The sequence below is a fragment of the Bacillus sp. AFS055030 genome (assembly GCF_002574545.1).
Classification (GTDB): Bacteria; Bacillota; Bacilli; order Bacillales; family Bacillaceae_G; genus Gottfriedia.
Genome location: NZ_NUGT01000040.1, coordinates 1 through 10,993, shown reverse-complemented (window position 1 = coordinate 10,993; position 10,993 = coordinate 1). Strand labels below are relative to the sequence as shown.

Here is a 10,993-nt window from a genome sequence, read left to right as displayed (position 1 = left end):
CTATACGAGTGTTTTTTTGGATTATTCTTCCTCATAACAGCCTCAAGAGGAACTATACGAGTGTTTTTTTGGATTATAGTTCCTCATGACAGCCTCAAGAGGAACTAAAAGAGCTTTTTTTCGTATTTTAGTTCCTCATAACAGCCTCAAGAGGAACTATACGAGTGTTTTTTTGGATTATACTTCCTCATGACAGCCTTAAGAGGAACTAAAAGAGCGATTTTTTGCATTTTACTTCCTCTTGAAATCAATTAGATTAAACGAGATTCATCAGATCCTAACCAATTTATAAGTCTATACTTCAAATAAAAAAAGGGTCTCATAAGCATTTTTAGCTTACGAAACATCCTTTTTTTCCTCACTATATCATTAAAATTTTACTTAACTCCAACTGCATCAAAAGCTTTACTTACTGTAGTTACTTCAGAAGAGCTAGTACCGAAAAGGTCAGAGGCTGCTTTTAAACATGCCGCACGAGCTTGACTGAACGTAGAGGAAGCTGTTAAGTATGTTGTATTTGCACGATAGAAAATTTGAGCTAGCTTAGTATTTCCAATTCCCGTAACAGTCACGCCATAAGCAGTTCCACCTTGAGCAATTAAGTAAGCAGCTTTATTAATAATACCGCTATTTGTATGAACTCCTCCATTGTCAGCAGTTCCAGTGTAACGATTATTATAGTTATCTGGATCTCCAAATTTAGTTGGATCACTCATCGAACGTAGTGCATCACCTGCTATTTTTGGTGTATAAATATCTTCACCAATCAGGTAATCTGGGTTTTTATTATTATAGAACTCTATTATAGTACCAAAAATATCAGAAATTGCTTCGTTTAGTGCACCAGATTCATTTTGATAAATTAAATTTGAGCTAGTTTCTGTAACTGCGTGGGTTAACTCATGTGCTACTACGTCAATCCCACCTGATAAAGGAATAAACGTTGTACCATCACCATCGCCATAAACCATTTGTGAACCATTCCAAAACGCATTGTTGTATTTACGACTATAATGGACACTCGATTTTAGTGCACCGCCTTTATTATCATAGGAATTACGATTAAAAACATTTTTATAATAATCAAATGTTAATCCAGTAAAATAATGTGCATCAACTGCAGCCGCATCATATGTGCTATTTAAAAGGTTATCAGGACTTGTCCAAAGTGTACCAGCAAGACGTTGTCGGTTTGCTGCATCATAAGTGAAAATACCACCTGGGGCTCTAGTATTATCTTGTAAATAATAAGTTGAACCCGATACGGTCATATTTAGTGTTTTTGAATCACCAAGTACGCCAACTCCAGTTCCAGTTGTATTTGTAGTACTTCCTGTACCGCCCGGTTTTCCAGGAGCGCTACTATGTGCTTCATCTAAATTATTATAGCTATTTAATATTTTTCCAGTTGATGCATCAATGAAATAATTAAAGTTTCCAGGTTTTGGAGAAAGGAAGTTTAAGTTTACAAGGTAAGCATAAGTAGCTTCATCACCATTTGTGTAAACGACTAGTTCAGATGTAGGATCTTTTTCATAGGTAGGAGTAAAGCCAAGGTCAGCTTCTGCAATTTTAATTGATTTGTTGGCATTTACTTTCTTTTCGACTTTAAGGCCTTTTTTTGTATCTAGATTAGGAGCTACTGTACCAGAGAAAACTGTTAGAACACCATCATCTCCAACTAATGCCGTTTGAGTAGAGCCCCAAACTGGTACACCATTATATACTTGTTGTAGTCGAAGAGCGGTACCTAACATATCTTTATTGCTAGACTTAATGATGAATGATTCTTCTGAGGATTTCATACCGAGTTTGAATTTATCTTTGTTAGCATTTACATAACCAAATACAATGTCTTTAGGACTTTTTGTTGATGACTTTGTCAGCTGTCCTGAAACAAACTCAGGTGATCCAACAGATTCATTATACTTGTAGCTAGATAACACATTTTTTGGTGCAGCATATGTATTTGTGAAAGAAAAACTATTTGTTGCTAGTCCTAAAGATAACCCAACTGCTAAAACTTTTTTGTTCACTTAAATTCCTCCCCAGTTAACAAATAGTGATAACGAGCTAATATTATCATGTAATTTAGTAGGTTTACAAACTACAAAAAACTGCATTAATTGCACCTTTTTTAAATTAAATTTAATAAATTATGTCTTTTTAACGAGTTTAATTTACAACTCCATTATTAATTAGTCATATTGTTTTAATTAAAAGAGAAAAGTGAGGAGAATGCCTTCGAACTTTTTTTATTGCTTGGAATTCTGGTGCTTAGCTTACATCAATCTAGTTCCGAAATTACGTTTTCATTTTTAGTTCCATCTCATGTAATACGGTTATATAAAGGAACGGTTTTAATCATGTTTGTCCACTTTCTTGAATATTGTTTAAGTAATAGCTTATGTACTGTAGAACTGATTACAGTACATAAAATGTTTCTAAAAAAAGCATTGATTTGAAGGAGAGGGCAAAAAATGTTCACAAATATAGATCATATGGCAATCTGTGTAAAAAACTTAAACGATAGTATTAAAAAGTATGAGAGTGATTTAGGTTTATCATACTCATACCGAGAAATAGTAGATGACCAAGGAGTGGAAGTTGCGCTTTTTAAAACGAATAAAATTAATATTGAATTAATCCAACCCCTTACATCAACGAATCCTGTTCATAAATTTATTGAAAAAAAGGGAGAAGGATTGCACCATATTGCTTTCCAAGTAGATGACATCGAAAAATCACTTTTAGAATTAAAAAAACGCCAATTTAATTTAATCCATCATTCACCTCGTAATGGGAGTGATGGTTCAAAAGTTGCTTTTATACACCCTAAACAATTCGGAGTATTAATCGAAATTGTTCAAAAAAGGGGGGAGTTTAATTGAGCAAGTATGATGATCTTTATAAACTATATGAAAAGAAATCTGAAATAGAGCAAGGTGGTGGCTTTGAACGGATTGAGAAACAACATGAACGTGGAAAGTTTACTGCACGAGAAAGAATAGACATGCTATTAGATGAAGGGAGTTTTGTTGAGTTATTTAGTTTTGTCCAGCATCGATGTTCAGATTTTGGAATGGATGAACAAAATGGTGCTTGCGATGGAGTTGTGACGGGGTACGGAAAAATTAACGATCGAACTGTCTTTGTCTTTTCACAAGATTTCACTGTGTTCGGTGGTGCATTAGGTGAAATGCATGCGAAAAAAATAAGTCAATTAATGGACATGGCAGTACAGTGCAAAGCTCCGATTATTGGATTAAATGACTCAGGCGGTGCGAGAATCCAAGAAGGTGTTCTTTCTCTAGACGGTTATGGACATGTTTTTTATCGGAATACAATTTATTCTGGGGTCGTACCACAAATTTCAGTGATTATGGGGCCATGTGCAGGTGGTGCTGTTTATTCACCGGCAATTACTGATTTCGTGATCATGGTTAATGGAACTAGCCAAATGTTTATTACTGGACCTAAGGTAATCGAAAGTGTTACAGGTGAAAAAATCTCTGCAGAGGATTTAGGTGGAGCTAAAGTCCATAATGAGATAAGTGGAAATGCTCATTTTCAAGCTGAGTCGGAAGAAGAGGCTCTTAAGGTCGTAAGAAATTTAATGGAGTATTTACCGGCACATTGGGAAGAAAAAGCTCCTACTAAAATGAAAACTGAAAAAGATATAGATGAATTAATGGAACTTATTCCAGATGAAAGTAGTCGACCTTATGATGTTAAAAAAATAATCGAAATGATTGTAGATGATGATTCCTTTTTTGAGGTTCAAAAAGATTTTGCTAAAAATTTAGTTGTAGGGTTTGCTAGATTAAATGGTGAAGTAATAGGACTCGTTTGTAATCAACCTAAATTTATGGCTGGAGGATTAGATTTACATTCAGCCGATAAAGGTGCTAGATTTATTCGTTTTTGTGATAGTTTTAATATACCAATCATCACTTTTGTTGATGTGACAGGGTTTTTCCCTGGTGTAAAACAGGAGCATGGAGGTATAATAAGACATGGTGCTAAGCTTTTATATGCGTACTCTGAGGCAACGGTTCCAAAAGTTACAGTCATTACGAGAAAAGCATTTGGTGGAGCATATGTTGCATTAAATAGTAAATCGATTGGTGCAGATTTAGTGTTTGCATGGCCAAACGCTGAAATCGCTGTAATGGGTGCTGCAGGTGCTGTAAATATATTATACGGAAAAGAAATCTCTCAAAGTAATCGACCAGATGAGTTAAGATCAGAATGGATGGATCAATATAAAGAGAAATTTTCTAATCCTTACGTTGCTGCAAAATACGGTTTAGTCGACGATGTAATTGATCCAAGGATGACTAGAAAAAAGCTAATTCAATCATTAGAAGTATTAAAAAACAAAAATGAAAAGCGCCCAGCAAAAAAACATGGTAATATACCTTTGTAGACGTTTTTTTACATATACAATTTGGAGGCATGACACAAATGATTAATGAACAACGTATTGTTGAAGAATTTTTAGAATTAGTACAAGTAGACTCTGAAACTAAGTTTGAAGCTGAAATTGCAAAGGTTTTAAAGAAAAAATTAGAAGCGCTTGGAATGAATGTTTTTGAAGACGACACGATGGGTGTTACAGGTCACGGTGCTGGAAATATTGTTGCTACAATGCCTGCTACTAAAGAAGGCGTAGACGGTATTTTCTTCTCTTGTCATATGGATACAGTAACTCCAGGTAAAGGAATCAAGCCATCAATCAAAGATGGATACATCGTTACTGATGGAACTACAATTCTAGGTGCAGATGATAAAGCGGGTATCGCAGCATTTTTAGAAGCAGTAAAAATCATTAAAGAACAAAATATTGAGCATGGTGAAATCCAATTTATTATTTCGGTTGGTGAAGAATCTGGATTACATGGCGCAAAAGCAATGGATCCAAAATTAATCACTACTAAATTTGGATATGCATTAGATAGTGATGAAGAAGTAGGTAACATTATCGTAGCAGCTCCAACTCAAGCTAAAGTAATTGCAACTATTTATGGTAAAACAGCACATGCTGGTGTTGCACCTGAAAAAGGCGTTTCAGCGATTACAATTGCTTCTAAAGCAATTGCAAGAATGCCACTTGGTCGAATTGACGAAGAAACGACTGCAAATATCGGACGTTTCGAAGGTGGAAGTGCAACAAATATCGTATGCGATCAAGTGAATATTTTAGCTGAAGCTCGCTCATTAATTGGTGAAAAAATGGAAGCTCAAGTAGCTAAAATGAAAGCTGCTTTTGAAGAAGCAGCTACTGAAATGGGTGGACGTGCTGAAGTAGAAGTTCAAATTATGTACCCAGGATTTAAATTTGGAGAAGGAGATCACGTTGTTGAAGTTGCAAAACGTGCAGCAGAAAAAATTGGACGTACTCCTGCATTAAAACAAAGTGGTGGAGGATCTGATGCGAACGTATTCGCAGGTCACGGTTTCCCAATTGTAAACTTAGCAATCGGTTATGAAGAAATCCACACAACAAATGAAAGAATGCCAATTAAAGAGTTAGTAAAAACTGCTGAAATGGTCATTGCAATTGTAGAAGAAGTTGCAAAATAATTAAGTTAAAAAAACGAGACAGTTGTGTCTCGTTTTTTTTATTTATGATGCTGTGCAATTTACCGGTAAGTAGTGGAAACAACCTATCACACGAAATCAATAAATGAATCACTTAGTTAAGAAGTCCCTAACTCTCCCAATTCTAATTTGTAGTTAAACGTTTTCTAAATAGCAAAAAGAATACAATCGCAATCAATAAGGCAGTCGGAAATATGACTAAACTATACTTTGCAAATAAAGATGCCACTTTATCCCATTTTTCACCTAAAATTTTTCCTAATGTGATAAAAGTGAATCCCCAAAGGATCGCTCCAATAAACCCAAATAACGCAAATTTTTTAAAAGAATATTTATTAATGGCAGCAAAATAAGCCGTTAAATGCCTAACTCCAGGAATAAAAAATCCGATTATAAGAATAAATGGCCCAAATTTAGAAAATAAACTTTTTGTCATTTCAATTTTTTTCTCAGTAATATAAACTTTTGGTCCATATTTATTTAGTAAAGGTAACCCAAATTTGTATCCAAGTAAATAGCTTAAAGAAATTCCCAAAATGATTCCAATAATCGCACAAGCTAATGAAGGTAAATAGGATAATCTATCTGCAAATACATTATAACCGATATATGTTAAAAGTATTTCATCAGGTAATGGTAAACCAATAATACCTCCTGTTAATGCTAAAATGATGCCTAAATAACCATAGTGAGTAATAATTAAGTTTAAATGATGAACCATTGATCATACACATCCTCGATTTTTTCCGCGTGAAGTACATAGGCAAAAAATTATTATAAAGATCTTATCATTGTTATAAGCAAGAGTATTTTATAGCATTTTCATTCATATAGCAATTCAAAATTCAAATAATTTGTTATTATTAGAATGATTTAATCTTACTAAGAAAATAAAAGAAATTTAGGTGGGAAAAATGATTAATTATTATGAAATAACCCCAGATTTAGTTAGTAGAAATGAAACAATCATAATGTTTCATGGTTGGGGTTCAACGATTGAATCACAAAAACAACTCGGTAAAGAACTATCTAAATTAGGATTCAAAGTTGTTATTCCCGAAATTAAATACCATGATTCTAGACAAGCTCTAACTAACCATTTTGATCAAAAAATTTTACAAAGATATTTTTGGAAGACGATATTTGAAACAATTGATGAAGAAGATGACATAATCCAACAACTAAATTTACAAAAGGAAAAGTCAATTCTGCTCGGTAGTTCAATGGGCGGTTTTATTGCAAGTGGAATGTTTTTTTCAAATACTAGTTATGCCGGATTAATTAATATTAATGGATCAAGTTCTTATATTTATTCTGAGAAGGATTTTCGTAAAAAGGATAGAAGAGCACCATTAAAAGAAAAAAGAATTTGAAATGTTTTTAAAATATGACCCTAAATTTATAGGTAGTACAACAAAAAAACCTATTTTATTCTTACATGGTGAATCGGATCTTGTTATTCCAATTGATGGGCAACTTGATTTTTTAACAACAAATTACAATGCTAAAATAGATTTTCTAAAATATAAGGATGTAAATCATACAATCACAAATCGTATGAAAACCGATCTATTCGATTGGCTTGATAAAAAATTTTAAATAGGAGGGAATTTTATTTGAGTGAAAGTTCACTACCAAAAGGATTAGCCAAACCAGCGATTAGAGCTTTAACTTCGGCAGGTTACTTACATTTGGAGCAATTCACACAATTAAGTGAAGTCCAAGTATTAAAATTACATGGGATGGGACCTAAAGCGTTGATGACAATTAGAAATGCATTGGAAGAGAAGGGCTTATCTTTTAAAAAATAATTTTGGCTAGATCTAGAACTGATAATTTCAGTTCTTTTTTATTTTATAAACGAAATGCAAAAATTTACTAAAAACTACAATCGGAATGATCTATTCTACTATGATTATTTATTGAATAAATTTGAATAGATATAGTATTGATAAGGGGTTGATATCAATAACATTATTAACGATGGATCAAATGATATCAATAATTCGAAATGGTTTACCTAAAACAGGAGCTCCTAAGGATATTATAATAGCAGGAGCAGGAATGGCTGGTTTAGTTTCTGGATCTTTATTAAAAGATGCTGGACATCGAGTAACAATTTTAGAAGCAAACGATCGGGTTGGAGGACGCATATATACTAAAAGATTTCCTCCATTTGTCAATAATCAATATGTAGAGCTTGGAGCAATGAGAATACCTTCAACACACTTACTTACTTTGGAATATATAAAAAAGTTTCATTTACCAATAAATTTATTCATTAACTCAACACCAGAAGATTTAATTTTTGTAAATAATATTCATACTGACCAAAAAAGTGTTGATAAGAATCCAGATATATTAGGTTTCCCTGTGAATGATTTTGAAAAAGGAAAAACAGCGGAAGAGTTATTAAAATTAGCTATCCAACCAGTAATTGAATTTATTAAACAGGATCCTGAAAAAAACTGGGACATTGTAATTGGAAAATATGATAAGTACTCAATTGATGCTTTCTTACGATATAATCCAGTGGGAGTTTCTTTGTCTGGTGAAGCTATTGAAATGATAAAAGTACTGATAGGCGTCGAGGGGTTTCCAGAACTATCATTTCCGGCGGTTCTAAGAGAGGTAATGGTTCTTTTAACGGAAGGTCTAAAATTTTTCGAAATAACAGGTGGCAATGAAAAGTTACCAAATTCTTTTATCGGTTTATTAAAAGATAATATATTTTATCATCAACGTGTAACAAAAATAATTCAAAATGATTCAAAAGTAACGATTCAGTCTAAAAATACTCTTGATCAAAAAAACTATGAGGTCTCTGGAGATTTAGCAATTATTACATTACCCTTTTCATTATTAAATTTCATTGATATTATTCCTGTAAATTCGTTTTCATATAAAAAATTGAGAGCAATTAGCGAATTGCATTATGTAGATTCAATGAAAATCGGTCTACAATTTAGATCAAAGTTTTGGGAGAAACGAGGTACAAAAGGTGGTAAGCTGATAACTGATTTACCAATTAGATTTTCATATTTTCCAAGTCACGATATTGGTGGGGATGGTACTGGGATTTTGCTTGCCAGCTATACTTGGGGAGATGATGCTTTTATCTGGAATAGTAAGTCAGAGGACGACCGGATTAGAATGGCTTTAAATAATCTAGCCAAAGTGTATGGATTTGAAGTTTATGAAGAGTTTATGGGTGGGATTACGCATAGTTGGTCAAATTATCCTTTCGCAAATGGTGCCTTTACTATGTTTAAACCAGAACAATTATCAGATTTTGGCAAAGCTATAAGTACACCCGAGGGTAAAGTACATTTTGCAGGCGCTCATACTTCAACTTTACCTGGATGGATACAAGGTGCAATTGAGTCAGGTGTGCGAGTTGCTTTTGAAATAAATGGTCTGTAAATAATGAAAAGGCAAAAAAAGAACCGCAATGGTTCTTTTTTTGCTTTAAAACTATTTTTACCAAAAGTTACTTGCATATTATCATAAATTATAGTGATATAATGAGCTGTCGATATAAATTCATATATAAGGGGGAAGGCTATTGCAACCCAACTTGTCTCCTATACACAAAAAAAGAAACCGATATTATTTAACAGTAAATAAGAAATTTTGGTTTAGCCATTTTGTATCATTTTCTTGGTTACTTTTTTCTATCTATTTGTCAATTCCTTGGGTAAAGGATTTATCTGATGTTGTTACGATGCCAGTAGCGATCATAATAATAGGTGGTATTGCCTATATACCAGGTTATATGAGCACTTTTTTGGTAATAAGTTTACTACTCGATAAACAACCGAATTTTAAAAATGAGTTTCCAAATGATCCGGTGACGGTGTTAGTTGCTGCTTATAATGAAGAAGGTGCTATTTTTAATACGTTAAAATATATTTCAAATCAAGACTATACTGGAGAAATAAAGGTTATCGTAATAAATAACAATTCAACTGATGCTACTGATCGAGAAGTAATGAGGGCGAAAAAAGAATTTAAGTCAAATATTACTTTATTACATCAACCAAAACCAGGTAAGTTTCATGCGCTTAATTTGGGCTTAGAGTATGTAGAAACACCATATGTCATTACACTAGATGCAGATACACTAATTCATCCTTCTGCAATAAGATACTTAGTTTCAAGAATAAAAAGTAGTCCTTCTGATGTTAGTGCTGTTGCTGGTTCAATGTTAGTTCGTAATAGTCGTGAAACTTTTTGGACTAAGATTCAAGAGTGGGACTACTTCTTAGGTATTGCTTCAATAAAAAGACTTCAAGGATTATATCAAGGAACACTTGTTGCACAAGGTGCTTTTAGTTTATATAAAACCGATTGTGTAAAGGAAGTTAAAGGTTGGCCAGATGCAATTGGAGAAGATATTGTTTTAACATGGAGACTTCTACAGAAGCAATGGAAGGTATACTTTGAACCATTAGCAGTTGCATTTACAGATGCACCTACAACATTCGGACATTTTGCTAAACAAAGATCAAGATGGGCAAGAGGTATGGTTGAAGGACTAATTGAAATAAAACCGTGGCAACAACCACAAGTTTATACAAAGTATTTAACTGGTATTAATCTCATGATGGTTTACTTAGATTTTATTTACACAGTATGTTGGATTCCTGGATTAATTTTGGCCTTTTTTGGAATCAACCTTATTGTTGGTCCGATGACTTTATTAGTTCTACCATTAACATTTTTTAGTTATTCAATCCTTTATTTTTACCAGAAAAACTATGTTTTCCGTAATTTAAATTTAAGAATAAGAAATAATCGTATAGGATTTCTATTCTTCCTTTTATGCTATCAAATGATTATGTCACCAGTTTCACTATATGGCTATATTCAAGAATTCTTTAAATTAAAACGAGTATGGGAATAAAAACTTTACGATCATAAAAAAGAGGGTCACAAAAAAGTCAAAGTACTTTTTGTGATCCTCTTTTTGTTATTATAGATTATTTGTTTCTTTTTTTGTTGAACTATCCAACTTCATCTTTAATTGAACTTCTTGATCAGCGATAATATCATCATCTTCAGCATTATCACGCACAACCTTTTGGGTTAAAATTGACCCTACTGCAACTAACAGCATAACTGCAATATAATAACCTTTTTCGTTTAATTCCATATCTGCATTGTAGAGTCCGATACAAAATAAAAAAACTCCAGCAACTAATGTAAAGTAGGCTAAAACAGTGAATGCTGGTGTGTTTCTACGTCTATGCTTTTGCAAATTTTATCACGCTCCCCGATAAGATTTTCCTTAAATTTTTGACGTTTAAAACTGCAATTAAATAAGAGATAAATATTTCTATAAAATCTTAACGTCTGATATTATTATATAAAATTTAGTGTTAAATAG

General features: G+C 32.9%; 11 protein-coding genes. 8 read left to right on the top strand and 3 right to left on the bottom strand.

Features of this window, described 5'->3' with window-relative positions:
- Positions 1 to 377: 377 nt before the first annotated feature.
- Positions 378 to 2,036 (bottom strand): M4 family metallopeptidase, encoded by a 1,659-nt coding sequence (locus tag CN925_RS15315; protein ID WP_098847111.1) that lies wholly within the window; start codon positions 2,034 to 2,036, stop codon positions 378 to 380.
- Positions 2,037 to 2,480: 444 nt separating this feature from the next.
- Here CN925_RS15315 and mce point away from each other — a divergent pair, with 444 nt between their 5' ends.
- The 3 genes from mce to CN925_RS15300 are packed head-to-tail and all read left to right on the top strand — an operon-like array spanning position 2,481 to position 5,586.
- Positions 2,481 to 2,891: a methylmalonyl-CoA epimerase gene (mce, locus tag CN925_RS15310; RefSeq protein ID WP_098847109.1), complete on the top strand. Its 411-nt coding sequence runs from the start codon at positions 2,481 to 2,483 to the stop codon at positions 2,889 to 2,891.
- Positions 2,888 to 4,429, top strand: coding sequence for an acyl-CoA carboxylase subunit beta (locus tag CN925_RS15305; RefSeq protein ID WP_098847106.1), 1,542 nt, complete (start codon positions 2,888 to 2,890; stop codon positions 4,427 to 4,429). The genes mce and CN925_RS15305 overlap by 4 nt, the downstream gene beginning before the upstream one ends.
- Before the next feature lie 38 nt (positions 4,430 to 4,467).
- Complete coding sequence (locus CN925_RS15300; protein WP_098847104.1) at positions 4,468 to 5,586, top strand: M20/M25/M40 family metallo-hydrolase; 1,119 nt, start codon at positions 4,468 to 4,470, stop codon at positions 5,584 to 5,586.
- A 142-nt stretch (positions 5,587 to 5,728) separates the two neighbouring features.
- On the opposite strand, the gene CN925_RS15295 is transcribed toward CN925_RS15300, so the two are convergent.
- Positions 5,729 to 6,325, bottom strand: coding sequence for a DedA family protein (locus tag CN925_RS15295; protein ID WP_098847101.1), 597 nt, complete (start codon positions 6,323 to 6,325; stop codon positions 5,729 to 5,731).
- Positions 6,326 to 6,518: 193 nt separating this feature from the next.
- Here CN925_RS15295 and CN925_RS15290 point away from each other — a divergent pair, with 193 nt between their 5' ends.
- The 5 genes from CN925_RS15290 (at position 6,519) to CN925_RS15270 (ending at position 10,510) form a co-directional block, all read left to right on the top strand.
- The gene (locus CN925_RS15290) at positions 6,519 to 6,977 is read left to right on the top strand and encodes an alpha/beta fold hydrolase (protein WP_098847099.1); all 459 of its coding nucleotides are present in this window, start codon (positions 6,519 to 6,521) and stop codon (positions 6,975 to 6,977) included.
- Position 6,978: 1 nt separating this feature from the next.
- Positions 6,979 to 7,203, top strand: a complete 225-nt coding sequence (locus CN925_RS15285) for an alpha/beta fold hydrolase (RefSeq protein ID WP_098847096.1) — start codon at positions 6,979 to 6,981, stop codon at positions 7,201 to 7,203.
- Positions 7,204 to 7,220: 17 nt separating this feature from the next.
- A complete protein-coding gene (locus CN925_RS15280; RefSeq protein ID WP_180232980.1) occupies positions 7,221 to 7,415 on the top strand; it encodes a helix-hairpin-helix domain-containing protein in 195 nt (64 codons plus the stop codon).
- A gap of 172 nt (positions 7,416 to 7,587) precedes the next feature.
- The gene (locus CN925_RS15275) at positions 7,588 to 9,027 is read left to right on the top strand and encodes a flavin monoamine oxidase family protein (RefSeq protein ID WP_098847090.1); all 1,440 of its coding nucleotides are present in this window, start codon (positions 7,588 to 7,590) and stop codon (positions 9,025 to 9,027) included.
- A 142-nt stretch (positions 9,028 to 9,169) separates the two neighbouring features.
- On the top strand, positions 9,170 to 10,510 hold the full coding sequence (locus tag CN925_RS15270; RefSeq protein ID WP_098847087.1) for a glycosyltransferase family 2 protein: 1,341 nt from the start codon (positions 9,170 to 9,172) through the stop codon (positions 10,508 to 10,510).
- Between the two features lie 69 nt (positions 10,511 to 10,579).
- On the opposite strand, the gene CN925_RS15265 is transcribed toward CN925_RS15270, so the two are convergent.
- A complete protein-coding gene (locus CN925_RS15265; protein ID WP_098847085.1) occupies positions 10,580 to 10,864 on the bottom strand; it encodes a YiaA/YiaB family inner membrane protein in 285 nt (94 codons plus the stop codon).
- Positions 10,865 to 10,993 lie beyond the last annotated feature (129 nt).

Bases quoted from the DNA above. Each gene is read 5' to 3' on its own strand.
- CN925_RS15290 (WP_098847099.1), top strand. From the start codon at position 6,519: ATGATTAATTATTATGAAATAACCCCAGATTTAGTTAGTAGAAATGAA.
- CN925_RS15285 (WP_098847096.1), top strand. From the start codon at position 6,979: ATGTTTTTAAAATATGACCCTAAATTTATAGGTAGTACAACAAAAAAA.
- CN925_RS15295 (WP_098847101.1), bottom strand. From the start codon at position 6,325: ATGGTTCATCATTTAAACTTAATTATTACTCACTATGGTTATTTAGGC.
- CN925_RS15275 (WP_098847090.1), top strand. From the start codon at position 7,588: ATGGATCAAATGATATCAATAATTCGAAATGGTTTACCTAAAACAGGA.
- mce (WP_098847109.1), top strand. From the start codon at position 2,481: ATGTTCACAAATATAGATCATATGGCAATCTGTGTAAAAAACTTAAAC.
- CN925_RS15300 (WP_098847104.1), top strand. From the start codon at position 4,468: ATGATTAATGAACAACGTATTGTTGAAGAATTTTTAGAATTAGTACAA.